The 26,059-nt window shown below is 35.5% G+C and carries 30 protein-coding genes; 27 read left to right on the forward strand and 3 right to left on the reverse strand.

Annotated features, from left to right (window positions below):
• Positions 1–35: 35 nt before the first annotated feature.
• Complete coding sequence (locus EHQ70_RS13745; RefSeq protein WP_135587333.1) at positions 36–1,289, reverse strand: U32 family peptidase C-terminal domain-containing protein; 1,254 nt, start codon at positions 1,287–1,289, stop codon at positions 36–38.
• A gap of 127 nt (positions 1,290–1,416) precedes the next feature.
• On the opposite strand from EHQ70_RS13745, the gene EHQ70_RS13750 reads away from it, so the two are divergent.
• The 5 genes from EHQ70_RS13750 to EHQ70_RS13775 all read left to right on the forward strand — a co-directional run bounded on the left by EHQ70_RS13750 (position 1,417) and on the right by EHQ70_RS13775 (position 5,277).
• Positions 1,417–1,920 (forward strand): hypothetical protein, encoded by a 504-nt coding sequence (locus EHQ70_RS13750; RefSeq protein WP_135587335.1) that lies wholly within the window; start codon positions 1,417–1,419, stop codon positions 1,918–1,920.
• Between the two features lie 45 nt (positions 1,921–1,965).
• On the forward strand, positions 1,966–3,363 hold the full coding sequence (locus tag EHQ70_RS13755; RefSeq protein ID WP_135588483.1) for an OmpP1/FadL family transporter: 1,398 nt from the start codon (positions 1,966–1,968) through the stop codon (positions 3,361–3,363).
• Between the two features lie 13 nt (positions 3,364–3,376).
• Positions 3,377–3,859, forward strand: a complete 483-nt coding sequence (locus EHQ70_RS13760) for a hypothetical protein (protein ID WP_135587336.1) — start codon at positions 3,377–3,379, stop codon at positions 3,857–3,859.
• Between the two features lie 19 nt (positions 3,860–3,878).
• Positions 3,879–4,292, forward strand: coding sequence for a hypothetical protein (locus tag EHQ70_RS13765; RefSeq protein WP_135587338.1), 414 nt, complete (start codon positions 3,879–3,881; stop codon positions 4,290–4,292).
• Positions 4,293–4,863: 571 nt separating this feature from the next.
• Positions 4,864–5,277 carry a hypothetical protein gene (locus EHQ70_RS13775; protein ID WP_135587342.1) on the forward strand — a complete coding sequence of 138 codons (414 nt, stop codon included), beginning with the start codon at positions 4,864–4,866 and terminating at the stop codon, positions 5,275–5,277.
• Between the two features lie 21 nt (positions 5,278–5,298).
• On the opposite strand, the gene EHQ70_RS13780 is transcribed toward EHQ70_RS13775, so the two are convergent.
• On the reverse strand, positions 5,299–5,736 hold the full coding sequence (locus tag EHQ70_RS13780; RefSeq protein WP_135587344.1) for a bacteriohemerythrin: 438 nt from the start codon (positions 5,734–5,736) through the stop codon (positions 5,299–5,301).
• Between the two features lie 321 nt (positions 5,737–6,057).
• On the opposite strand from EHQ70_RS13780, the gene EHQ70_RS13785 reads away from it, so the two are divergent.
• From EHQ70_RS13785 to EHQ70_RS13890, 22 genes are all read left to right on the forward strand, one after another.
• Complete coding sequence (locus EHQ70_RS13785) at positions 6,058–6,621, forward strand: fasciclin domain-containing protein (protein ID WP_135587346.1); 564 nt, start codon at positions 6,058–6,060, stop codon at positions 6,619–6,621.
• Between the two features lie 30 nt (positions 6,622–6,651).
• Positions 6,652–7,113, forward strand: coding sequence for a c-type cytochrome (locus EHQ70_RS13790; protein ID WP_135587347.1), 462 nt, complete (start codon positions 6,652–6,654; stop codon positions 7,111–7,113).
• A gap of 8 nt (positions 7,114–7,121) precedes the next feature.
• Positions 7,122–9,041 (forward strand): Sec-dependent nitrous-oxide reductase, encoded by a 1,920-nt coding sequence (gene nosZ, locus EHQ70_RS13795; RefSeq protein ID WP_135587349.1) that lies wholly within the window; start codon positions 7,122–7,124, stop codon positions 9,039–9,041.
• Between the two features lie 5 nt (positions 9,042–9,046).
• Positions 9,047–9,658: a hypothetical protein gene (locus EHQ70_RS13800; protein ID WP_135587351.1), complete on the forward strand. Its 612-nt coding sequence runs from the start codon at positions 9,047–9,049 to the stop codon at positions 9,656–9,658.
• The gene (locus tag EHQ70_RS13805; protein ID WP_135587353.1) at positions 9,648–10,034 is read left to right on the forward strand and encodes a nitrous oxide reductase accessory protein NosL; all 387 of its coding nucleotides are present in this window, start codon (positions 9,648–9,650) and stop codon (positions 10,032–10,034) included. The genes EHQ70_RS13800 and EHQ70_RS13805 overlap by 11 nt, the downstream gene beginning before the upstream one ends.
• Positions 9,988–11,346, forward strand: a complete 1,359-nt coding sequence (locus EHQ70_RS13810) for a nitrous oxide reductase family maturation protein NosD (RefSeq protein WP_208729560.1) — start codon at positions 9,988–9,990, stop codon at positions 11,344–11,346. Before EHQ70_RS13805 ends, EHQ70_RS13810 begins: the two co-directional genes overlap by 47 nt.
• Complete coding sequence (locus EHQ70_RS13815; RefSeq protein WP_135587357.1) at positions 11,343–12,050, forward strand: ABC transporter ATP-binding protein; 708 nt, start codon at positions 11,343–11,345, stop codon at positions 12,048–12,050. The genes EHQ70_RS13810 and EHQ70_RS13815 overlap by 4 nt, the downstream gene beginning before the upstream one ends.
• Positions 12,047–12,832 carry an ABC transporter permease gene (locus EHQ70_RS13820; protein WP_135587360.1) on the forward strand — a complete coding sequence of 262 codons (786 nt, stop codon included), beginning with the start codon at positions 12,047–12,049 and terminating at the stop codon, positions 12,830–12,832. Before EHQ70_RS13815 ends, EHQ70_RS13820 begins: the two co-directional genes overlap by 4 nt.
• 92 nt (positions 12,833–12,924) lie before the next feature.
• A complete protein-coding gene (locus EHQ70_RS13825; protein WP_135587361.1) occupies positions 12,925–13,338 on the forward strand; it encodes an LIC_11090 family protein in 414 nt (137 codons plus the stop codon).
• Between the two features lie 107 nt (positions 13,339–13,445).
• Positions 13,446–14,231: a hypothetical protein gene (locus EHQ70_RS13830; RefSeq protein ID WP_135587363.1), complete on the forward strand. Its 786-nt coding sequence runs from the start codon at positions 13,446–13,448 to the stop codon at positions 14,229–14,231.
• Positions 14,232–14,308: 77 nt separating this feature from the next.
• Positions 14,309–15,925 carry a copper chaperone PCu(A)C domain-containing protein gene (locus tag EHQ70_RS13835; protein ID WP_135587365.1) on the forward strand — a complete coding sequence of 539 codons (1,617 nt, stop codon included), beginning with the start codon at positions 14,309–14,311 and terminating at the stop codon, positions 15,923–15,925.
• Positions 15,926–16,111: 186 nt separating this feature from the next.
• Positions 16,112–16,723, forward strand: coding sequence for a GNAT family N-acetyltransferase (locus EHQ70_RS13840; RefSeq protein ID WP_135587367.1), 612 nt, complete (start codon positions 16,112–16,114; stop codon positions 16,721–16,723).
• 9 nt (positions 16,724–16,732) lie between these two features.
• On the forward strand, positions 16,733–17,494 hold the full coding sequence (locus tag EHQ70_RS13845) for a phytanoyl-CoA dioxygenase family protein (protein ID WP_135587369.1): 762 nt from the start codon (positions 16,733–16,735) through the stop codon (positions 17,492–17,494).
• Between the two features lie 74 nt (positions 17,495–17,568).
• A complete protein-coding gene (gene chrA, locus EHQ70_RS13850) occupies positions 17,569–18,753 on the forward strand; it encodes a chromate efflux transporter (RefSeq protein WP_135587371.1) in 1,185 nt (394 codons plus the stop codon).
• A gap of 79 nt (positions 18,754–18,832) precedes the next feature.
• The gene (locus EHQ70_RS13855; RefSeq protein ID WP_135587373.1) at positions 18,833–19,330 is read left to right on the forward strand and encodes a DinB family protein; all 498 of its coding nucleotides are present in this window, start codon (positions 18,833–18,835) and stop codon (positions 19,328–19,330) included.
• 1 nt (position 19,331) lies between these two features.
• Positions 19,332–19,748 carry a hypothetical protein gene (locus EHQ70_RS13860; protein WP_135587375.1) on the forward strand — a complete coding sequence of 139 codons (417 nt, stop codon included), beginning with the start codon at positions 19,332–19,334 and terminating at the stop codon, positions 19,746–19,748.
• Entirely contained in the window at positions 19,729–20,178 is a 450-nt protein-coding gene (locus EHQ70_RS13865) for a GNAT family N-acetyltransferase (protein WP_135587376.1), read from the forward strand. Before EHQ70_RS13860 ends, EHQ70_RS13865 begins: the two co-directional genes overlap by 20 nt.
• 24 nt (positions 20,179–20,202) lie before the next feature.
• On the forward strand, positions 20,203–20,808 hold the full coding sequence (locus EHQ70_RS13870; protein WP_135587378.1) for an FMN-binding negative transcriptional regulator: 606 nt from the start codon (positions 20,203–20,205) through the stop codon (positions 20,806–20,808).
• A gap of 78 nt (positions 20,809–20,886) precedes the next feature.
• Positions 20,887–22,449 carry an NAD(P)/FAD-dependent oxidoreductase gene (locus tag EHQ70_RS13875; protein WP_135587380.1) on the forward strand — a complete coding sequence of 521 codons (1,563 nt, stop codon included), beginning with the start codon at positions 20,887–20,889 and terminating at the stop codon, positions 22,447–22,449.
• Positions 22,450–22,451: 2 nt separating this feature from the next.
• Positions 22,452–23,750, forward strand: a complete 1,299-nt coding sequence (locus tag EHQ70_RS13880; RefSeq protein WP_135587382.1) for a DUF2079 domain-containing protein — start codon at positions 22,452–22,454, stop codon at positions 23,748–23,750.
• Positions 23,751–23,791: 41 nt separating this feature from the next.
• Positions 23,792–24,370 carry an LBF_2127 family putative lipoprotein gene (locus EHQ70_RS13885; protein WP_135587384.1) on the forward strand — a complete coding sequence of 193 codons (579 nt, stop codon included), beginning with the start codon at positions 23,792–23,794 and terminating at the stop codon, positions 24,368–24,370.
• The gene (locus tag EHQ70_RS13890) at positions 24,340–24,702 is read left to right on the forward strand and encodes a hypothetical protein (protein ID WP_135587387.1); all 363 of its coding nucleotides are present in this window, start codon (positions 24,340–24,342) and stop codon (positions 24,700–24,702) included. Before EHQ70_RS13885 ends, EHQ70_RS13890 begins: the two co-directional genes overlap by 31 nt.
• Here the strand turns inward: EHQ70_RS13890 and EHQ70_RS13895 are convergent.
• Entirely contained in the window at positions 24,699–26,057 is a 1,359-nt protein-coding gene (locus EHQ70_RS13895; protein ID WP_425270043.1) for a TolC family protein, read from the reverse strand. The two genes, EHQ70_RS13890 and EHQ70_RS13895, sit on opposite strands and share 4 nt — an antisense overlap.
• Between the last annotated feature and the right edge of the window lie 2 nt (positions 26,058–26,059).

The following is a 26,059-nucleotide window of genomic DNA, read 5'->3' on the forward strand; positions in this document are numbered from 1 at the left end:
CCAACACCATCCTATTTTGATTCCGCTCATCTCTCTTACAGTTTTTTACTTAAAAACGACCGAGTAGGAATAGCAAAAGGCACTTCTAACTCAACGGTTCCCATCCCTCCACTAATCACTTCCACAAGATTTTGTTTATAAAAGATTTGGTCTACTGTGAAGGTAAATGGATTCGGATCTATGGCAGTGATGACTTCCAAAACATCCCCCTTTTGGATTTTGTTTTTGACTTCAATGACAATCCGTTTTGTATCTGAATTATATTCCTTAACGAGCCCCGCATACTTTTGGCTCATAAAAAGACTCGTTCCAAATTCATTGTTTTGAAATTCTCTTTCTTCTTCGGGAACACGGTCTTCCATTCCTCGAGTTAAAAAACCGGAAAAGTATTTTCTAGAAGATACTTTATCCAATTCCTGCAACCATTTGCGGTCAAAACTTTCCCCTCGAGAGATACGATCCAAGGTATGTCTATAACTACGGGCCACCATTCCTACATAATAATCATTTTTAGTGCGACCTTCTACCTTTACGGAATCAACTCCTGCATCACATAACTCTTGCAAGAACTCGATGGCACGTAAGTCTTTAGAATTCATTAAAAAAGTTCCCTCATCATCTGTGATGAGTTCCATTGGCTCGTCATTTTGTTTGGGGTTCGTGACAAATACCTGATACAAATCACGACAGGCATTGTTACAAGATCCTTGGTTGGCATCTCGTTTTTTAAAATAATTACTCATAAAACAGCGACCGCTGTGAGCAATACAAATGGATCCATGAACAAAAACTTCAATTTCCATATCCGGAACTTGATTTTTAATTTCTGCAATTTCAGAGATGGATACTTCACGAGATAAAATGACACGAGTGGCTCCAAATTGTTTCCAAAACTTAACAGCAGCATAGTTCATAGTGTTCGCTTGGACAGAGATATGGATGTCTATTTCTGGATGTGCTTCTTTGGTCATTAAAATCAATCCAGGATCTGCCATAATGAAAGCATCTGGTTTTAATGCGGCCATCTGATCTAAATATTTAGGATATGAAGGTAGTTTCGAATTCCTCGGAATGTTATTTACGGTAAAATAAATTTTTTTACCGAGTTCTCTTGCAAGTGTAACTCCCTTTTCCAGAGCTTCCATCGTAAAATCATTTTCTCTTGCTCGAAGTGAAAACCTAGGAACACCACAATAAGCTGCATCCGCACCAAACATATAAGCAATTTCTAATTTATCTAAGTTACCAGCGGGTAATAACAATTCTGGAATTTTTCTAATTTGGGACATACTGTTTACCCATCCCAAAAGATTCCTTTTTTCTAAAAAGGAAAATATATGACTTAGGTTTTTAGATTGTTTCTAAAACTAAAAAAGGAAACGACAAACAAATGTATCTATCTAAAGATAAGTTATCATGTCTCTATATTTTACTCTTTTAATCTTTCATATCTTCTCCGCAATGATTTGGGTGGGAGGAATGATTTTTTATGTGATTGTTGTCATTCCTGTCATAAGAAATCCAGAATTAAAAGATCAAAAGTTAAGATTGTTACAACTCACAGCGACTCAGTTCAGAAATATTTCTTATTATATATTCTTTGTGTTTATCGTTTCAGGATTTGGACTTTTGTTCGAAAAAGGATACTTTCAGTTTGGTTTCCATTGGGATTTTTGGGCATCTAACATTGGTCTTATGTTTATCACAAAAATAAGCCTATTTACAATTTTATTTTTATCATCCTTGTATCACGATTTTGTTACTGGTCCAAAAACCTTTTCTTATTTAACAACAGATCCCGTACGTTTTGAACGGTATAGAAAAACATCCTCGTTTTTTGGAAGGTTCAATCTTTTGATTTCAGTTACGATTGCGATCTTTGGAATCCTCGTCTCTAGAGGGTTCTCGATTTTTCCTTAGTCTATTTCACTTGACAGTCTGGATGTGACTCTTTCCTTGAAACAAATGATTTCGAGTCGCATTTTCAGAGTTTTATTCATTCTAATTCTAAGCCTTGGCCCATGGTTTTCGGAAAGAAAACTCTTCGCCTTCCACGGGATCATGCAACCCGCCTTCGGGGCCAGGCAAGCCGGGATGGGAGGAGCCTTCCAGGCCGTTGGCGGATCCGTGATGGATTTAGAATCGAATCCATCCCATTTGGCACGAGTGAAAAGAACCAAATGGGAGTTAGGTTCTGGAATCCATCTACCCTCTATTGAATATAATGATGAATACATAGACCCAGATCCTAATCGTTCTTATCGAAACTCAATGGTGGAACATCCGAAAGCAGTTTTGCCTTATATTGGGATCATCCAACCTGTTACGGACAATATCAGTATTGGATTTGCACTGTATGCACAAGGTGGCGGCGGTGGACAGTTCAAAAATATCAAACGACATACTCCTGACGGTAGAACTCTAAATGAAACATTTGGAACCAATATTCCGATTATTGGTGAAAGTACAAAAGCTGTTGAAGATTTGAATTTTCGATTTATGACCATGAAATCAACGTTTGGTGCTGGATACAAAACAGGAAACTTGGCGATTGGTGCCGGGATTGATCTTGTTTATGGATTTATGGAACTCAAAAGAACCTACCAAGATGAAACAAGAAGTTTGACAATACCAGGTGGAATTCGTTACCAAAGTGATTCTGCTTATACCTTGGGAGGGAAAATCGGAACTTCCTACGACCTAACAGAGAACATCCGAATCGCCTATTCTTATACAACCAGAAATCTTTTACCGATGGACGGAACAATGAAAGTGGATGGTTATGCCCCAGAACGTTCATTCGGAACCAGAGTGTCAAGATATATGATTTGGCCAGATAAACATGTCGTTGGAATTTCATACAGAACAGATAAATTTATCATCGACTTTGATATTAAATACATTCCTTGGTCGGAAAGTTTTAATTCTAGTAAGTTTCGGACAGAAGATGTTTGGGTTAGAACACCAATAGGATTTGAGACCAATTCTTTTCAATTCAATCTAAACTGGAAAAACCAAACCATTTTTGCGATTGGCGGCGAGTATAAGTGGAATGATCGTTATATGACGAGAATGGGTTATAGTTATGGAAATAACGTAATCCCTGCAAGTGGAGTTAGCCCCATGTTAGGAGCCAGTATCGAACACCATGTTTCTTTGGGTGGAAGTGTTTCCTGGAACGATTCTACATTCCATATTGCTTGTGAGTATGGATTTCCTAAAAAAACATACGGAGGGAAAACTTCAGACTGGACGTTATCCCATGCTGTCTTTTCTAAGACAGAGGTACATCCATTCCAATTTTCTTATAACAAACAAATGAGTGTATTTAGCATTTACTTGGGAATGGAACAAAATATTTAATAGGTAATAAAGTATGAATTCGAAATTGATTGGAAAATTTGCTATCGGACTTTGGGTTGCTACAATATTAACACTCGGTTATTTTTTTTATTTTGGAAGTACAAGTCGTTCCCTCGATGACCGAACTGCTATCCACTTAACACCTGCAGAAAGGCAATTGGTATTAACTGAGATGCGAGCATTATTAACATCCGTCAATGGAATGTTAAGTGGACTTGCCGAAAAAGATTATGAAGCTGCTGCAAAGGCTGCTGATGCAGTGGGTATGGGTCTTGTTGCCAGTTTGGAACACCAAGAAAAAACAATCCTCTTAAAACTTCCCGTAGAATTTAAAAAATTAGGATTTGGAACACATGAAAAATTTGATGAAATAGCATCAAAAATTCGCAAAAAACAAGATATCCATACCATACTCAAAGAAATGGATGAGCTCACACGTAATTGTGTTGCTTGTCATGCCAGCTACAAAATAGAACTCGAGTCAGATCAGAAGTAATCCTTCACCAATCTACATTATGCCAAAAATTTCAAGATACTTTATCAAATCCGGATTGTTGTATCTGTTATTTGGAGTTTTAGTATTTGCTTTTTCTGAATTTCCAGGTGCAAAATGGGAAATTCATTTAATGCCTGTTTATTGGCATATGATAGCACTTGGTTGGGTTACCCAAATCATCATTGGGGTTTCCCTTTGGATGTATCCAAAAGGAAATAAATCGACACCGAAAGATGGATCGACATTCGCTTGGGTGGCGTATTTTTCCTTAAACCTGGGTCTAATCCTTCGAATCTTTTCTGAACCTTTGATTTACCAAAGTAGAGATATTTTAATTCTACCATATTGTCTTTCCATTATTCTACAATTTATGGGAATCCTTTGTTATGTTTTGGAAATTTGGCCAAGGCTAAAATCACAAACAAAAAGTTAAAATATGTTTCCCATTCAATCGGTTTGGCTCATTCGAATTTCACTTATTTATCTTTTGCTCGGAACCTCTCTGGGCACTCTCCTCATGTTAAACAAAATTTTTGTTTTAAGTCCTGAAATTTGGAAGTTCCTACCATTGCACTATTCTATTGTTATATGGGGATTTTTGATTCAATTCATTATGGGGAATGCTTATTGGATGTTCCCTAAACACATGTCAGAAAGACCCAGAGGTTCTGTGAAAGAATCGTGGTTTTTATTTTACAGTTACAATTTGGGTTTGTTATTGTTGATCATCTCAAAATTTATACTTACAATTCCCTATCTGACTATGTTAGGAAAATTATTCATTTTTTTCGGTTTGGTCACTTTTATTAAATTAATCTGGGTTAGATCCATCTCATACAGATAATCACAGCTTTGGTTTTTTCTTTTTTAATATCTGTTAAGTTAAATCAAAAGAATGGCTAAAATTTTGATTCTAAGTAGCAATTTGAATTACTTTTGATCAAAAAAAATACACAATTGATTTAGATCAATTCTTTCGAAAAGAAAGGATGTTACCTTAGATCATGAAACTTTCTCCTTTTATTATCAATGGTTCCATTTTTTTACTGTCTATGATTACTATTTCATGTTATAAAAATACGGACTCAGAACTTCCAACGTTAAACGATGGAAAACCTTGGGTGACCGACAAATCCACAAGGTTAGGACTACAAAAGATGGACGAACAATTTCATCCTGCGAATTCCTTTGAGTCAATAGAGGAGTATAACCAACAAGCAGATCAAATCGTATCTATTATCAATGAAATTCAAATATCATGTACAATGTCAGGACAAGGTCACGAAGAACTACATAAATATATAAATTTATTGTTAGAAGAAGTGAAAATAATGAAGGGAAATGATATAAATTTAGCTAAAAAAGCTAAATCAGAACTCATTGAAAAAATAGCTAAATTTTCATTATACTTTGAATGAACAAAGTATAATGAAGAAACTCTAAATATTAAATTTTATGTATGGTTTGTAATCCATATCCTCTTTCAGAATATGATTTGTCAGCCATGCACGTAAAAAATTGAGAAGGTCACCAAAGAATTGGTTTAACTCAGCATCATTAGAAAGTAAATTTCCGGAAGTTAATCGGTTTTTTAATTCTAAAATCTTATCAGTGAACCGGTCGTGTTGTTTTTTATGAGCTTCCAATTCTGGATATTGGTTTAACTCCATTACACGTTCTTCAATCAAAAAATGACTCAGTGTATAATCCTCTAGTTCGGAAACCGCATCTATCAATATTTTAGATTTAGCAGAAAGATGCTCTTTGTTTTCATCATAAACTGTTTCAATATTATTGATCAATCGAAAGAGTTTTTTATGTTGAGAATCAATCTCTGAAATATTCGTTTCGTATTTCGAATCCCATTGTGTAACCATGAGAAGAACCTCGTTAATTCAGGATTTTGCAGCCCCCTTAGAGAACAAGTGATTAATACCAAATAGACCTTAAGCAGTGGTTTCCCCAATCCAACTTACTATAATTAGTATAATTCTAATATTGTTCATAAACTGATTCATTCCGCGACTTAGTTGCAGTTTTAAACAACCTTCTCAGCAAATCTTTATGATAACATCATCAGTTTCATTTTCCATTGATAAAAATCAATAGAAACGAATGAACCTATCTTGATCTAGATCAATACAGAATTTTGAGCAATAACGTTCAATAGTAGCTGAACCAATAAGTGGGCGGTTTATATGAACAAAAAAAATTTTCAAACATTAACAATCACAATTGTCACCTGTCTTTCGCTAGTCGGTGTTTCTTGTGGAAAAAGTGAAGATTCTAATTCAGGCAAAGGAATTTCCGCCGTTGCCGATGACAAATCACAACAAGACGTTCTAAAAATAGCTTTGGGTTCTAAAGACCATACAACCCTTGTAACTGCTGTTCAAGCCGCCGGCTTAGTGGATTCTCTTGCCAATCAAGGCCCATTCACCGTGTTTGCTCCAACGAATGATGCATTTGCAAAGTTACCTGCAGGTACAGTAGATGATCTTTTAAAACCAAGTCAAAAAGATTCACTAAAGAATATTTTAGAGTATCACGTTGTAGTTGGTAATCTTACCGAATCCATCTTAAAATCTGAGTTCACTGGTAAAGATGACGAACTCGGAATGGCGAATGGAAGTCACACTAAAGTTTCCATAAAAAATGGAAAAGTCTTAATCAATGGAGCAACCATCATCGCTTCCATTCCTGCAACAAACGGAATCATTCACGTAGTGGATACAGTGTTATTACCACCAGCAAAGAAATGATAAGTACTAAAATACTAAGGAGTATTTAAGATGAACCTTTCAAAATTTAACGAAGTGCCCTTCCGATTCAAAATCGGATTCGTATTAGGTCTCTTCGTCAGTATGACAATCATATCCTGTGGAGGAGAAAAAACTGAGGAAACACCAACATCTAACGCTGGTTCCAAGGGAATAGGACCAGTAAAATCTGTTACCATCGGTGCTTTAGACCAAGCAATGGCAGATCGTGGTAAAAAACAATTTGAAGCCAAGTGTTCTGCTTGTCACAAATTTGAAGAAAAGGTCGTAGGACCTGCCCTTCAAGATGTAACACTCCGCAGAACTCCTGAATGGATCATGAACATGATCTTAAACCCAGTTGAGATGACTCAAAAAGACCCCATTGGACAAGAGTTACTCGGTGAACACTTAACTCAAATGACATTTCAAAACATAAAGGAAGAAGAAGCCCGAGAGATCCTCGAGTACTTCCGTAAAATGGATTTAAAATAGGTAACTATATGTTAAAAAAATCAAATTTAATACTTGTTACACTTGGAATTTCCCTTTTGGCATTCGTTCCGAATTGCAAAAAGGGAGCAGCAACGGCAACACTTGCTTCCGATGCTGCTTCTCGGGTGTATGTGGCTCCAGGTGAAAAGGACGAAGTGTATGCTTTTTTATCTGGTGGATTTAGCGGTCAGATGTCTGTTTACGGAATTCCATCTGCAAGATTATTCAAAATCATTCCAGTATTCTCTGTTTTTCCTGAAAACGGATATGGATTTGATGAAGAAACCAAAGATATGTTAAAAACTACTCATGGATATGTTCCATGGGATGATAGCCATCACGTTGAAGCTTCTATGACCGATGGAAAACAAGATGGTCGTTGGATGTTCTTAAACGCAAACAACACACCAAGGCTTGCAAGAATTGATCTAAAATCTTTTGAAACAAAAGAGATTTTAGAAATTCCAAACACTGCGGGAAACCATGCGTCACCATTTGCAACTGAGAACACAGAGTATTTAATGGCAGCCACTAGATTCTCTGTTCCTGTTCCACAAGCGAGTGTGGCAATCGATAGTTTTTCCAAAGGTGGGTTCAAAGGAACTGTCACTATGGTAAAAGTTGATAAAAACACAGGAAGACTTTCTATCGAACTACAAGTTCTTGTTCCTGGTTTTGACTACGACTTATCTCATTGTGGTAAAAAGAAATCTCATGACTGGTGTTTCTTTAGCAGTTACAATTCTGAACAAGCGCATAAAATGTTAGAAGTTGGTGCCTCCAAAAAAGATAAAGATTTTATCTTAGCATTCAATTGGGTTCGTGCGAAAGAATGTAAAGACCAAGGGAAAGCTTATAACTTTGGTGGTGAATACGTAAACAACTTTAGAGAAGAAAACAAACCTGCCGTATCAACTAAGTTAAGCGGCGTGAAGATGTTGAATCCAAAAGATTGTCCGGGTATGATGTATTACATGCCAACACCAAAAAGTCCGCATGGAACTGACGTTGACTCCACTGGAGAATACATTGTTGGTGGTGGGAAGTTAGCATCAGTCATTCCTGTTCACTCCTTTAGTAAATTGATAGAAGTAAAAGATAAGAAGGAACATCATTCGGCTGAAATCGAAGGAATTCCGGTTCTTAAATACGAATCTACACTTGCTGGCGAAGTACAAAAACCATGTTTAGGTCCATTACATACTGAGTTCGACGGTCAAGGGTTTGCTTATACATCTTGTTTCGTAAGTTCTGAAGTAGTAAAATGGAAACTGGGAACTTGGGAAGTAGTACAACATCTTCCTGCTTATTACAGTGTTGGTCACTTGTCGATTGTTGGTGGTAGTTCGACAGAACCTTACGGTAAGTATTTGATAGCGATGAACAAAATTACTAAAGACAGATATCTACCAGTTGGTATGGAGTTACCACAAAGTGCGCAACTTTATGATATCTCTTCTGGAAAAGCGGAATTGTTATCAGACTTCCCTACAGTTGGAGAACCTCACTATTCACAAATGATTCCTGCCAAGTTACTTATGGATAAAACTGCAAAACTCTATCCGTTAGAGGAAAACAAACATCCATATGCAACTAAAAATGAAAACGAAGCAAGAATTGTAAGACTTGGAAGTACAATCCATATTTACATGACTGCGATTCGTTCCCATTTCAAACCAGATATCATCGAAGCAAGAACAGGGGAAACTTTATACTTCCATGTAACCAACTTAGAACAAGATTATGATATTCCTCACGGTTTTGCAATTGGTGGAGCACCTAACATGACTAACTTACTCATCATGCCAGGAGAAACTAGAACTTTCAAATGGGTAGCTCCTAAACCGGGTGTATATCCATTCTATTGCACTGACTTCTGTTCTGCTCTCCACCAAGAGATGCAACAGTACATCCGAGTTAGTCCATAACTGATATGAAAACTTTACTTTTCCAAACGTTAAGTAAAAGAAACCGGCTCCTAATCTTAGGGGTCGGTTTGGTTCTAATTTCAGTTTTTTTGATTCCTATTTGGTCTATATCCATCTCTGCTCCTCAATATCCGGAGGGACTTGGTATGCATATTTGGATCAACAAAATCACTGGTGCAACTCCATATGATCTAAAAAACATCAACCTTCTAAACCATTACATTGGCATGCAGGAGATTGTTTCGGAATCCATTCCAGAACTTCTATTTATGCCGTATGTTCTTAGTTATCTGATCTTTGGTGCATTCATCACGGAACTCTATCCTAAAGTTGGGATGGCAATTCTCGGAATCATTAATTTGATCATTGTGGGTCTTGTTGGACTTTCTGATTTTTGGAGATGGGAGTATAACTATGGCCACAACTTAAATCCAGAAGCACCAATTATTATAGAAGGAATGGCTTACCAACCGCCACTACTAGGTTGTAAGGTGATGTTAAACATTACTGCTTGTAGTTATCCTTCTTATGGCGGTTTGATTCTTGGTTTAAGTCTTGTTGCACTTGTTTATATTGTTTGGGATGAAAATCGCAGGAAAAAAACAAATGTTAATTGAAAAACTTAGGTTTGTTTGTATTTTCCTCGCAGCTGTTCTCGTTAGCTGCGGGGAAATTCGTCCAGAACCCTTAACAGTAGGCGAAATCAAATGTAGCCATTGTTCCATGTCCATCGTAGATATGAGGTTTCATACACAACTGGTTAGCGATAAAGGAAAAAGATTTCACTTCGACGCCATTGAATGTATGGATCAATTTCAAAAACAAAAAAACCTTAAAACTCAAAAAATCTGGGTTACGAATTATTTAAATACAAAAGAATTCATTCCCAAAGACGAAGCGATTATCATTCATTCTGACAAAATTCGTTCACCAATGGGAGCGGGACTTGCCGCTTTTAAAACTCATGAAGACTCTTCCCCATTTCAAAACTAATCAGGTTTGTCGAAGAATCAATTTGAATCATAAAATAAATCGAAATCACAACCGTATCTATCTCGAATGGAAACAATTCTTTCCAATTCTTTTTTTTATACTCTTTTTCGTTTTCTCAGTGAATCCATTGTTTGCAAAAACCATTTCTGTATGTACAAATTGTACCATAAATTCTGTCAAACAGGCGATTTCTCTTTCACATAATGGAGATACAATCAAAATTCAACCAGGGATCTACAAAGAAGGTTTTATACCTATTACAAAATCCATATCAATATTCGGAGAAGAAGGTGTTGTGATTGATGGCCTCAAACAAAAACATGTGTTTGGAATTTATTCCAATGGAGTACACATTCAAAATTTAAAAATCACCGGTAGTGGAATTTCAGATTTAACTGAATTTGCTGGTGTATATGCAGAAAAAGTCAACCGATGCCACTTTGAAAATTTAATTTTAGAAGACAATGTATATGGTTTTTATCTCGCAGAAACTACAGACTGCACACTCAAAAACAATATATCAATTGGAAATGCAGAAAACGAAGTATTAGGTGGAAATGGAATCCATCTTTGGTCATCAAGTCATAATAAAATCATTGGGAACAAATTAAAAAAACATCGCGATGGTATTTATTTAGAATTCTCCGAACATCTAGAAATCGATGGTAATGAAGCAAAAGAAAACATTCGTTACGGAATGCACTTTATGTTTTCCAGTAAAAATAAATTTAGCAGAAACGTTTTCAAAAATAATTCAGCAGGTGTCGCTGTGATGTATAGTAAAAACAACATCATGGAAGAAAATCAATTTATGGATAACTGGGGAGAAAGTTCCAATGGGATCCTCCTAAAGGACATAGCCGATAGTGCATTAACAAAAAATCGATTTGAAGGAAACACTATTGCTGTCTTTGCCGATGGAATCAACAATATCAACTTCCAAAACAATGACTTTATCAATAATGGATGGGGAATCAAAATTTTAGGTAATACAGATTATAACAAAATTATAGATAATAATTTTATCAAAAATGTATTTGATGTAAGCACCAACACAAAATCCACAACCAATGAATTTAAGAATAACTATTGGGATCACTACGAAGGATATGATTTGAATAAAGACCAAATTGGTGATGTACCACATAAAACCATACATTTTTTTGGGTACTGGATTGCCGTTTATCCTTTCCTTATGGTTTTGTATGAATCTCCGGTGGTTCTCTTTTTACAAGGAATCGAAAAAGCATTTCCTATCGTGACGCCAATTGAATTTGAAGACCAACATCCGAGGATGAAGGAAAGAATATGATAGAAGTAAAAAATCTTACCATCAGTTATGGGGGAAATTCTACTGTTGTAAAAAATGTTAATTTTTCAACAGAACCAGGCACCATAGTCTCCATCATAGGCCCTAATGGTTCCGGCAAAAGTTCTCTCATCAAAGGAATCCTTGGACTTGTACAACCCTTAACTGGCCATATTAACTTTTTAGAAAAAAAATCGGAACCACATACTATCGGTTATATGCCACAAACCCCTCGTTTTCCGACGAACATCAAAGTTAAAGAACTGGTTTCTTTTTTTAAAAAATTAGAACCTGTAGAAGAAGATAGATTCCAAAATTTAATTTCTATCCTAGAATTAAACAATCATATGGATAAAAAAATTGGTTCTCTTTCCGGAGGGACCAAACAAAAAATTAGCATCTTACAATGTTTTTCCTCTAAAAAAGATTTATATATCATTGATGAACCTACTGCCAGTTTAGATCCATACATCTCTCATTTACTAAAATCTCTATTAATCGAAAAGAAAAAGGAAGGATCTTTAGTCATCTTTTCTACACATATCCTTGCGGAGTTACAAGAATTGGCAGATCGTTTTTTGCTTTTGTCAGAAGGTTCGATTCTGATTGATGATTCACCCGAAAATTTCCTTAGAAAAAATAACAAAACAAATTTAGATCAGGCATTAATGAATTTCTGGAATGAGGAGTATAAAACAAAACTATGAAAGAAATTTTATTATTTGAAATAAAAGAAAACATAAGAAGTCGTTGGGTATTTATATACTCAGGATTACTCGTTCTCGTAATGATGATTTTAAGTTTTTTTGGCGATCAAAATGGTATTCGTTTGCTCGTAAGCACAATGAACTTAACACTCATAGTCATCCCTCTATTTTCTATTACATTTTCTGGAATGTCTTTTTTAGAATCCATGCCTTTTGCTGAAGTATTACTTTCTAAATCTGTGAGTCGTAATGCCTTATTTTTTGGAAAATATTTAGGGATTTCCATTTCACTCTCCCTAGGTTTGTTGTTTGGACTTGGAATTCCAGGAACATTTTTATTCTTTAGTGATCCCAATTTTCTATTTTTATTTTTTGAGTTACTCTTTTTTGGAATCTTCCTAACCTGTATCTTTGTTGCGATTGCCTTTTCAATTTCTTCTTTTATCCGGAGGGGAGAAATTGTTTTAACGGTTTCGCTTTTAGTATGGTTGTATTTTTTTATCTTCTTTGATGCACTCGTATTTATTTTTAGTTTGTACTTAGGTGATTATCCAATTGAAATTCCATCACTTATTGTTATTTTACTAAACCCCATAGACTTAATTAGAATTCTTTTAATTCTACAAACAAGTTCCTCTGCCCTTCTTGGATTTTCAGGAGCATTATTATTAAAACAATTAGGAATCATTGGAGTATTAGGAATTACTGTTTTGTTTTTATCTTTATGGATAATCATTCCTCTATTGATATCTTTTAAACGATTCCAAAAAAGAAACTTTTGATTTTTATAAATTATAGAAACAAATAAATGAATGCTCTTGATTTAGATCATGGAAATAGAAAACTGGATTTAGTAGAATGATATTCAACTACCATGAAACGTTGGTTACAAATAGCCTCGGTTTTGATCCTTCTTCCATTTATAGGTAAAATCTTATTTTTGGAAACAGGACTACTTGCCCAGTCTATGTATAAACTTTCTTTGGTTTGTCATTGTAACCATGGATCCAAAAACGAAATCCATAAAGAAGAAGATTCTCCAACTCCCACACGGATCACTTGCCATTTAACAAAGAATAGTGGCCAACACCAATGTTCTTGTGCTAAAAAGAAGTCCGTCACAAAAGTTCTACAATCACAATTGATGAACCCTAGTTTCACAACGGAAACAAAATTCAATCAAACAATGAACCTAGTCGCAACAAGTTTTCCAATCCTATCAAATTCCAATCTACCCATTGGGTTCACTCACTTACCATACAAACCACCAAGGTCAAATTTTACTTAATCTAACCAATAGAAAGTAACCGGTTCTTTTTCTCTGAACCACCAACATTGACTTAGGCGAACTACAATAAAAGTTTAGTCCTTGGACTTCTATACAAAGGTAATTTTATGTTTAAGAATTTATTATCAATCATCCTCTTAAGTCTGTTCACAATTAATTGTGAACTTGCCAAAAAAACGGAAGCAAACAATGCATCCAGTTTGTTATCTCTTCTTGCTCTTGGAAATACGAATCCAGGTTGTGCGATCTCTTCAGTGGCGGCAATCACAAGTAATCTCACCCAAGTAGAAAACAAACAACGCTCAAAATACACAGTTTCAGCCTGTGATGAAACAGGATTTAACAATTTAGATTTAAACCAAGTAGAAATAAACAAAGGTGCCACAGGAACAAGCAGTGCTTCTATCATAACAACAAACAAAGATATTATGTTAGCTACGAACAAAGGTGGAACAAATATCGAAGTAACTTTTACTTTGAACTCCCCTACAAGTTCTCTCGATGTGATTGCCTACGGGACAGGTAATCCACTCAGTGGGCCTACTTACCGTTTGATTGCAGGAGCTCAAACTCAATATAAAAATGTTTCCAATGTATTTGCAAATACAGGCAAAGGTGGATCCGTTTCTGCACCTATACCAACGATTGGAGCCAACCATACTTTTTGTTTGGACTTTCAATATACATCCGGTGGCTCTCGTTTTTTAAATGGGTTCAACAAACCATGTGCGGAACTTAGCGATACAGAAAGAGGATCTATGTCCTACTATCCGATTATGCAAATGATGAATGTTCCCGTGTATACAGGTGGAAACCGATTGGGTTTCGTTCTAAATGGAGCCACCATCACTTCGTTTACAATTGGATCCATTGTATCAAATACAGAAATGTAAATTCTCTCTCCAAACACTTGTCATACTGGTGAATCAAGTAACCAGTATGATTTTTTGGGAAAGGACCCATAACTCAAATGAAACTTAAAAAAATAATCATTTTACTTTTAATCTCCACTCCATTATTTTCCAAAGATTTAACAATAGAAAATGCATATATCAAATATACATCCTCATCTACTTCTGTTGTTTATCTTAGTTTAGTGAACTCGAGTACAGTCGAAAAAAAACTAATCCAGGCAAAATCAAACATTGCAGATCGTGTAGAACTATTTACAATGTTACCTTCTGAACAAGGTATGAAGATGATTCCTATTTCAGAAATCTTCATTCCCAAAAAAAATTCAGTCCATCTCACTCCGAGAGGGTTCCATATCATGCTCTTCGGAATCAAGTCTCCTCTAAAACTAAAAGAATTCATTCCCTTTCGGTTTGTTTTTTCCGACGGGTCTGAGATTCAAACAAACATTCCAATAGAAAAAAATTCACCTAACAAAGATTTTAACAATAAAACGCTAACTACGACATTCAAAAATGGAACAGCAAACAATTCTCCACTGAATTTAGATGAAACGGATATGTCGAATTATGAACCAAACCAAACAAATAATTCAACAAACATAAATTATTCGGAACATGATCACTCAAACCACCTAGGACATGAAAATCATAATCGTGCTGATATGTTAGCTCCTGCAGGGATCATGAACCCACACATTCACGAACCAGGAAAGTGGATGATCGACTATCGTTATATGGGAATGAAGATGTGGGGATTACAATCAGGCACACGAGGCCAATCGGATTTAGGTACGTTATACACACCTTATACCGACCCTACTGTTCAAATGCCCACCGGTAGTTTGATTACAAGTTCTCCTATTGGAACAACAATTCCAATCATTTCACCTAACAAGTACAACTACATGTCCGTTCCAACAGATATGGTTATGGAGATGAATATGGTGAGTGCCATGACGTCTATTTCAGACAAATGGATGATTATGTTTATGGTGCCTGCAGTCAAAAATAGAATGACAATGGTATCTAGTAATTTTGATCGTGCACCTATGAGTTCCGCAGGCATCGGTGATGTTAGTTTTAGTACTGCTTATCGACTTATCAAAACAGAACATCAGAATTTTTTTACCGGGATGGGAATTTCTCTTCCAACTGGATCTATTGATGAAAGAGACAACATGCCCATGATGGGAAAACAAAAAGTTCCTTATAATATGTTACCAGGATCAGGAACGTATAGTTTGTTACCTCAAATTTCGTATAACGGAAATTATAAGAAAATTTCTTGGGGAGTCCAATCACAAGCCAATTTAAGAATTGGAAAAAATGATAATAACTACCGCTTTGGAAATCGATATGAAATTTCTGGTTGGTTATCTTTCTTAATACATGAAAGTACGTCATTTTCACTTCGTGTAGCAAAACAAAGATGGTTGAATCTACAAGGTATGGATGCAACACTTGATCCCAAAATGGATCCACAAAACGATCCTTACCGTCAAGGTGGAATGCGAAGTGACCTCCTTATCGGTGTTAACTTTTTAGTCACATCCGGAGTTTTACAGGGAACTCGTTTTGGTTTTGAGTATGGCAAACCATTTCATCAAAATTTAAATGGACCTCAATTGGCAACAAGAGAACTGATCAACGTTTTTGCTTCTTTTACTTTTTAAAAGAATTTCATATTTGATTTTTTGGGCGCACATCTCCGGCTCTACGCTGCAATCTTTCCTTACGGAAAGGATTTCCGCTGCGATCCGGGGCGCTCGTAATTTAGAAATTCTATATTGACGTAAGAACCTCAAACAAGATACATTTGGTAAAATCCAACTCAATCCTTTTCATTTAAATTAAATATCATGACAGATTCAAAACTTATCATAAGAAATGCCACAGCAAACGATGTTACATCCATTGTCCCGTTAATTTATTCTTCAGGCCCTAAAGCGTGGACATTTGTTTTCTCAGAAGGGAAAAAAACAGCATTTGATTTTTTAAACTCATCCTATATCCAACGTGGAAATACAGTTTCGTATTCAAACCATTATGTGGCAGAAATCAACGGCAAAGTTGTCGGATCCATTCTTTCTTATACACAACCAAGTTTTCTTGCGCTCACAGTTGGAACTGCAATACGAATCCTTTCCATATACAAATGGAAAGCTCCTAAGGTAATGGCGAGAGGCCTAAAAACAGAAACCATCATCCAACCTCCTAAATCTAGCTGTTTATATTTAGGACATATTGCTGTCTTAGAAACAGAAAGAAACAAAGGGATTGCGAAACAACTGATCGAATATATGATCACAAATAATACAAAATATAAAACCATCTCGTTAGATGTATCCGCAGAAAATCAACCCGCCATTTCCCTCTATCAAAAGTTAGGTTTTCAAATCAAAGAAACAAGACACCCTCATGGTTGGGAAGGAATCATTCCGTCTCATCATTATATGGAAAAACAACTTTAACGATTTTTTATGATTGATGAAAGTACAAAGATAAAATCACAAATCGAAACCGATGGTTATTTTTTGTTTTCAGATTATTTCCCTCTCTCTACGATAAAAAATTTAAAAAATATATTAATTCGTTCCAATGAAGAATGGATAAAAGAATTAAATCACCCAAAAAATGTAAACAGTGCGTATCTCACTTCCACAAAATATACCAAGGATGTTCAAGACAGAAAAACACTATTTGAGTTTATAGAATCCGACGATTTACTCAAGATTACAAATCTCTTATTTACAGACCCCACCTACTTTCTCAATACACAAATTTTTTTTAATCCAGAAGATCCAAACAAACTTCCATATTGGCATAGGGACATCCAATACATGGGTATCCCCGAAGAAAAACAATTTGAACGAATTAAAAAAGATTTTGTTTGGCACTTTCGCATTCCTTTGGAAAAAGATCCTGGAATATGGATCGTTCCGGGTTCTCACAAACGTTGGGATTCAGAAGAAGAAAGAAATGTTCGTTTGGAATTAGAAGGCAAAAAAAATCATGAGAACCTCACAAACCAAATCCTTATACCCCACGATCCAGGGGATCTGTTAGTATTTTCCGCTCATCTCATCCACAAAGGAAACTATGATCAAAATCGTTTTTCTTTTGATATCTTATACACAAATTTTCCAGAGAAGAAAGAAACTGCAGACGTGTGGAATCACTTCCCGGAGAAAGAAACCCAGCCAGAAGATTCTAAAAAACAATCCATCTTTCACTTGATTTAAAAATTCCAATCCTAAATCGTTGTGCCAAAGAAGAAATTGGAAAAACGATAAAATAGTTTTTTAATCTTACGAAGATGAAAACAAAACCCAAAAAATATTTTGAAGTATTTTTCACTGCATTAAAACTCGGATGTACTTCGTTTGGTGGTCCCATTGCCCACTTAAGTTATTTTCACGATGAGTATGTAACCAAAAAAAAATGGATCAGTGCCCAAGTTTATGCGGACTTGGTTGCCCTTTGTCAGTTTCTTCCTGGACCTGCCAGTAGCCAAGTGGGTATGGCCATTGGACTTTCACGTGCAGGTCTCATCGGTGCTATCCTTTCTTGGATTGGTTTTACTTTACCATCGGCAATCATCCTCATTCTTTTTGGACTTGGAATGTCTGAGATAGATATTAGCGCACATAAAAATTGGCTTCATGGTTTAAAAGTAGTAGCTGTCGCAGTCGTTGCGCAAGCCATCTTAGGTATGGGTAAAAAACTTTGTCCAGATAAAGAACGAATCACAATTGCAGTAGTAACAAGCGTTATTCTTTTATTCTTTAGTTCCGTTTTCCTCCAAGTATTGGTTCTGATCGCATCCGGAGTCATTGGGATTATTTTTTTCAAACCATCTTCTGATTTACCACACGAACCTTTACACAAAGGAAACAAAAATCTAAGTATTTTATTTATAGTTTTGTTTTTTGTATTATTATTTTTACTTCCATTTTTAAGAGAAATTTACCCCGACCAAAGAATCAAACTATTGGATAGTTTTTACAGAGCCGGCTCACTCGTATTTGGTGGAGGGCACGTAGTGCTTCCTCTTTTACAAGCTGAAGTAGTTCCTTCAGGTTGGGTAAATAATGATCTTTTCCTAGCAGGGTATGGACTATCTAATGCGATCCCAGGTCCATTATTTGCTTTTAGTAGTTATTTAGGTGCCGTTTCCAGTCTAAAACCAAATGCATGGCCAGGAGCTATTCTTTGTTTGGTGGCAGCATTTTTGCCTTCTTTTCTTTTGATTGTAGGTGTTTTACCATTTTGGGAAAAACTGAGAACAAATCCCTCTGTCAAAAAATCAATGCTCGGTGTCAATGCGGCTGTCGTAGGAATTCTATTGGCTGCTCTCTACCAACCCGTTTGGACAAGTGCCGTTTTTACAGGAAAGGACTTTGCTCTAGCTGCTTCCGGATTTTTACTTCTAGAATATTGGAAAATTCCATCGTGGGCAGTTGTATTGATCACCGTTGGTGTTAGTTTATTTCTTTATTAAAAAGAAACTTCATCTAACTATTTGTTGTTGTTCCAAATTAGTCATTGATTTCTACAATTACTTGGAAAAATCTTTCCCTATGAAAGATTTTTTCTTAAGGAACAATGCTTATCATATTTGGGCCACAAATCTTCTCTATGAATCAATAGATACTATTTCAGATACAGACTACAAAAAAGATGTAGGATTATTTTTTAAATCTATACATGGAACTCTGAACCATTTACTACTTGTCGAAAAAGTTTGGTATTCGCGTCTTGTTGGAGAAATTTATATCCCAACATCATTAGGTGAAGAAATCGAACACAATCGCCAAACATTAAAAACACGTATGATTCAAAGTTTAGAATTATGGGAGTCTTGGTTAACTGGTCTCGACAATTCTCTTTGGAATACAATCTTCCGTTATAAAACCATGAGAGGATTTGAAGCAGAACTAATTTTCAGTGATGTGGTGCAGCATAACTTCAACCACAGAACACATCATAGGGGGCAAATTACTGCCGCCATTACTTCTTTAGGCGGCAAATCGCCAGAAATCGATTTTGTTTATTACCTCCAAACCAAAGGAAAATAATATGTGGAACCCTTCTCCAAAAACAAGAACTATCGCTAGCAAAATTTTAATCCTATTGTTTTCATTCACAACGATTTTCCATATCCTCGCTTTGTTACAAATTGTCCCTTTTCAATATCTTTGGGGCGGGAGACTCAGCAGCGTAGAAGAAATGTATGTAATGGAATCTGTTTCTCTTATTGTGACTATATTTTTTTTATGGGCGAGTTTTTTATACATTCAATACCTAAACAAAGGTTTGGTGCCACTATGGATTCGACTTGTGTTTGCTTTCATTGGAATTATATTTTTGGCAAATACAATTGGGAATCTAGTTGCCGTTACTGATTTAGAAACTTTACTGGCAACACCGGTAACAGCTATTTTATCGGGAATTTCTTTCTCATTGGTACCAAAATATGAAAATAAGACAAGCTAACTACAAAGACGTTTCCAAAATCTCTCCCGTATTCGACGAATACAGACAATTTTATGGACAAACAACCAACATAACAGGTGCAAATCGCTTCCTTCAAGACAGAATGGAACATGCACAGTCCATTATTTTTGTGGCAGAGGATCCAAACACAGGCGAAATCACGGGATTCACTCAGTTATATCCAGTGTTTTCTTCTATTTCCATGCAAAGATCCTACATCCTAAATGATCTTTATGTGAAAAAAGATTTTCGTAAACAGGGAATCGCCAAACAACTAATTGCAGAAGTTAAATCTTTCACAAAATCCAATTCTGGTAAGGGTTTGGAACTTTCCACGTCCACACACAACAAAGATGCCCGTGCCTTGTATACAAAAGAAGGGTTCGAACAAGAAACAGAATTTTTAACTTATTTTTGGAAATCTGTTTAATTTTTTTTAGAGGAGTAAGTAACCGTGTACATTCCCGATCATTTTAAAATGGAAACCGATTTCATTTATCAATCCATCGAGGAAAATCCATTTTCCATCTTAGTTTCCAATAACCAAGAGGAGATGATGGCAACACATTTACCTCTGCTCCTCTCCGAAGATAAACTTTCTTTAATAGGACACTTTGCCAAACCAAATCCACAAAGTCTGATCAATGGCAAAGAAGTTCTATGTATTTTTTCTGGCCCACATTGTTATATATCTCCCTCTTGGTATGAAACAGACCGCGCGGTTCCTACTTGGAATTTTACAGCTGTCCATGTGAAAGGAATTCTGACCATCGAAGAAAATTCCGAAAAAATTCACAAAAGTCTGGTAAACTTGGTTCATCGATTTGAATCCAAAGATTCTAAATACAAAATTGAATCTGTTGACACCCATTATACAGAAGGTTTAAAAAAGGGAATTGTTCCCTTTGAAATCAAAATTACAAATATCGAGGGAAAACAAAAACTGAGCCAAAACCATTCAGTAGAACGTCGTAGTCTCGTGATTTCAAATTTAGATTTGATGCCTGGTGAAAATGAAAAAGCGATTGCATCTTTAATGAAAAAAAGATTAAATCAATAATCTAAAGTCTTCGATACGCAAAGGGAACTCCTTGCTGATTGATTTCCTAATTTTGAAATTTGGATTACTAATTTAACCTTGAAACTTGAATTAAATGTAAGAGTCACACCTGAGATTGCATCCAATCCAGACAATTTGTTGCAATTTGTATCCAAACAAAACAAAATCCCAAAAGCCGATATCAAACATATTGAATGCACTTCACGTTCTATTGATGCAAGACAAAGAAATGTTGTTTTTCAATTGCGATTGGATGTTTACGTAAACGAAGACTTTATCCCTTTAGAATTTCCAATTCCCAATTTTCCCAATGTCAGTTTAGAAGAACCTGTGATCATCATAGGTGCAGGTCCCGCAGGATTATTTGCCGCCTTACGTATATTAGAGCTTGGAAAAAAACCTATCATCCTTGAACGCGGAAAAAATGTCAAAGAACGTGTGGAAGACTTACGCGGAATCAATGTCCATCATATTGTTAATGAAGATTCCAATTATTGTTTTGGAGAAGGTGGGGCTGGAACCTATTCCGATGGAAAACTTTATACAAGATCCAAAAAACGCGGAAACATAAAAAAAGTTCTGGAATATTTAGTTTGTTTTGGTGCCACCAAACAAATACTAGTTGATGCACATCCTCATATTGGAACCAATAAACTTCCACGTATCATCCAAAACATTCGAGAAAGTATACTTTCTGCTGGTGGAGAAATTCATTTCAAAACACGGATCACCGACTTGATTCTTTCTGGAAATTCTATCACTGGTGTGAAGTCGGCTTCTGGTGACAAATGGATGGCAAGAAATGTAATCATCGCAACTGGTCATTCTGGTCGAGAAATGTTCCAACTCCTTTATGAAAAAGGAATTCAAATCCAAACCAAACCTCTTGCCATCGGTGTTCGTGTGGAACATCCACAAAGTTTGATTGATTCCATCCAATACCATTGTGATGTCAAAAATCCACTACTCCCCGCTTCTGAATATTCCCTTGTGAAACAAATCAACGGCAGAGGTGTTTATAGTTTTTGTATGTGTCCAGGAGGAGTGATTGCTCCTTGTGCCACAAAACCTGGTGAAGTTGTTACCAACGGTTGGTCTAGTGCAGAACGTTCTCGTCCTACTGCCAATTCGGGAATCGTCGTTGAACTTAGATTTGACGATTTCAAACCTTTTGATTCCTACGGAGTCTTTTCTGCTCTCCAATATCAATCTTCTATTGAACAAAAAGCTTTTGTAATGAATGGTGGAACTCAAAAAGCCCCAGCACAGCGAATGGTAGATTTTACAAAAGATATCGTTTCAAACGACCTTCCAAAAACTTCTTATACACCTGGACTTGTATCCGTTTCCCTCTCTGAATTATTACCGCCACTCATAGCAGACTCTCTCAAAAAAGGATTCCGAGAATTTGAATCCTCAATGAAAGGATACTTCACAAACGAAGCCATCATTCATGCACCTGAAACACGTACATCTTCTCCTATCCAAGTTCCGAGAAATCCAGAAACATTAGAACACATTCATATCAAAGGATTATTTCCTTGTGGTGAAGGTGCGGGTTATGCAGGGGGGATTGTATCTGCTGCCATTGATGGAATGAAATGTGCAGAAGCAGCACTCACCGGCAGTTTTACAAAATAAAAATGAAACAACTCCGTTACCATTTACCGTCCTTCATTATCTGGATGGTGGTATTTTATTTTTTATCAGAAAGATCCATCTTTCGTTACAAACATATGGGCGCTGGAGTTGATATTGGTCTTTTTGAAAATCTGTTCTATAACTTAGTCCATTACGACAAGGCAGTCACATCCATCGGAATGAATGAAATGTCTCATCATTATTTTTCCGATCATATCAATTGGTATATTTATCCCCTTTCGTTATTGTATAGATTCTTTCCTTATGTAGAAAGCCTACTGATCTTCCAAGCTTTAGTACTCAGTTCACCCATTTTAATTTTACCACTTTTTCAAAAAGATAATCTATCGAAATGGATCTATCCACTGTTATATGCATTATTTCTTCCGATATACTGGATTCAAATTTTCGATTTCCATCCCGAAGTCCTTTGGATTCCGTTGTTTTTTTTATTCTATTATTTCTGGAAACAACAGTCATCTTATTGGATTTTATTTTTCATTCTAAGTTTACTAACAAAAGAAGAATCTGCTTTGGTTTGGATTGTATTTTCGTTGATCGAAGAAAATTCGAAAAAAGGAGAAAGGATATTCATAGGAATTGTATCCATTGTTTATTTTATTTTCTCTATCATTCTACTAAGCCAACTGAATGAAGTAAGTAATGGAATGCCTAGACCTGCACACTGGGAAAGATATCAAAACCCGATAGTTGCTCTACAATACTTTCATTTGTTTCCTTATTTATTTCTATTTTTAAACATACCCTTTTTATTTTTACAGTTTAGAAATAAACTCATCCTTTGTTTGGTTCCCTATTTGTTTTATTCTCTTTTTTCCTCTTATGAAGTGAACAAAACACCATTCACCCATCATAGTTTTATTGCAGTTCCAATCATTCTCATTAGTTTTATCGAAGGCATTAAAACTCTTAATGAAAAAAACAAATATATCGCTAAATATTTATCACTATTCGTTTCCATTCTAATATTCGGTTTTTTTGGTCCAAGCTCCAAATCATATTCTTACAGAAAAGATTTTTTGAATCCAGGTGTTTCTGAGATGGATGTAAAAATATTACGTGGATTATTAGAAGGAAAATCGATCGTCTCAAACGTTCCGCAATACCTCTCTAACCGAACTACAGTTCAACTATTTCTACCAAACCACGAGTATACGGCAGATTATTTTGTATTTTATACATTCCCCAAAAACACTCAAATCCCAAACATACCCAAGCATTATCAATGGGAACAAACGATAGAAAAGCAGATACAAATCTACAAACGTACCGAAAATTGATTGATTGATTTGGAAAACCACTTATTCTGAATACCTGAAAAATGAGATCTTTTGTTTATAATCTAATATTAATTTTTTTACTCATTCACTGTTCCGTTGATTTGCGCCAGGTTCCACCGCCTTCTCCCAACGGAAATACAAACCGAACACAAACGAACCTTCCTTTAGTGATTGGTAAATTTGAAATCCTTTCAGCAGATCGGGGTGTATACACAGATGCTTGGAGAATGGCTTTTAAAGGACACCTAACATCCTCAGGATTGTTTCCAAATGTTGTCACCGACCTGGACCCAAAAACGACATCTGATTTTTATACAATCGATGTAGAAATGAAAACTCATTACGAAGACAAATATAATTGGTGGTATACTTTTCCTGCTTTGTGGCCTTTTACGGGAGTCTGGCCTATTCAATATAGAATTGCAGATTACAAAGTGGAATTCAAATATATATTATATAAAAACAAAACTCTCATCAAAGAAGAGACCATTACCAAAAATGGAAATACAGATGAATTCTTATACGGATTGTATAGAGTTCGTAACTTTCATCGTATGATTGAAGAAACTAATTTAGAAGCTGTTAGAACATGTATTCAAAGTTTATCCGAATCATTATAATTTTAAATCTTTTCAGTTTTGTTGGATGTGTCAGTATTCCCTTCAATTCAGCTAACAATACTGAAGATTGTTTAGCATATTATTATCAAACCAAAAGGCAAGTCACAGAAGTTTTTGATGAAAATACTTTGACTCTAGGCCTTGTCATTACACTTTCTCTTTTGAATTCGGCATTTTCTCCAATCTTTTTATTACCAATTCTTTCCACTCCCTACATCCATTACAAAAATAAAGTAAAATCAGATGAAATACTGAGTCAGTGGAAAAAAGAAAGATGTGGAATTGCTGAATTCAATCCAGAACAAAACCAAACTAGACCAACAGATCTTTAATTATTTAAAAACTTCATAGTGTCTCCCAAAAGGAGACCTATTTGCAATCTAAGTTGGATTAAATCATATCGATTTTGAATTTCGTTTCGCATCACATCACGAAGTCGCCTATCAACTGTTTGCAATTCAATTACGGAAGCGGATCCTGTTTTATAAGCTTTTTCCATAATTTGATAGTTTTCTTCAGCAATTCGTTTGCTTTCGCGAGAAATATCATACAATTCAACAAGATTGTTATGTTGTTGGATAAGTTCAAAAAGATACAAACCAGTGTTTTCTTTTAAAAATTGAGAGTGTGATTTGGCTAATTTGATTTCGACTTTAGATTTATCATATTCGTTTTTCGACAACCAACGATTGAACAAAGGAAACTTAAATCCAAAATTTCCACCAACATTAAAATCTGCGTCGGATGATCTTGCATACCGACTAAAATCATTTCGACTATAATCGTAAACTTCCATAGAGTTTGACCAAGTTCCACTAAGCCCTGAAAAAGATTCTCGACTAGACTGATTGTATACATTCACAAAAAAATCAGGAACCCATAGTTCGTTAAACCGAACCAACTTTTGTACTTCCAAAATCTTAACTTGATTAACAGTCAGAATTAGATCAAAATTCAAATCAGTTAAATTCTTTTCGTACTCAGATAAAGTAGATTCTAAAGGAAGGATTTTATATTCACGTTCCGGAATTTGTTTTAGAACCACATCTTTCAATAAAAACTTTCTTCTAAATACTGATTGGCTCTTTTGTTGGTCCAACCTAGATTTTGTTACGTTGTATTTATAAAAGAAATAATCCACTTTAGAGTTTTGCGTTACTAAATAAGATTCAATTCCTTGTTTATATAATTTTTGCACTGATTGAAATTGTTTATCTGCACCAGTTTCATTAGAAAAATCATAATCATAAAATGCTAATAATTTGAGAGTTTCGGCATATTGAAAAGCTTGATCAAATAATTCTTTTTGATATAAAGCCTTATACTCCAATAACAACCGTTCGTATTCCAATTCCAAAATCATATTCGTAAGAACTGTATTGCCTTGGTCTTGAAAATTCCAATTGAGATTTAAGGATGTACTCCAACCTTTCCTGTTATAACCATCCCCTCGCAGTGACTCAAAAAATGGTGAATGGTCTAAATTAACCGCTGGCAAATAACGTAAATTTTTAGAGTCAATATCAACCTTTTTACGTTCAATTTCCATTTCCTTGAGTTTCAATTCATATGACTTCTCACCAACTAACTTTGGCAGATCATAAAAATCCACCGCATCTGGCCAAATATAGGAAGTTGGCAAAATGACAAAGGAAGATAAAAATATAATTAAATAAAAACGAATCACTA

This window comes from Leptospira congkakensis (genome assembly GCF_004770265.1).
Lineage (GTDB): Bacteria > Spirochaetota > Leptospiria > Leptospirales > Leptospiraceae > Leptospira_A > Leptospira_A congkakensis.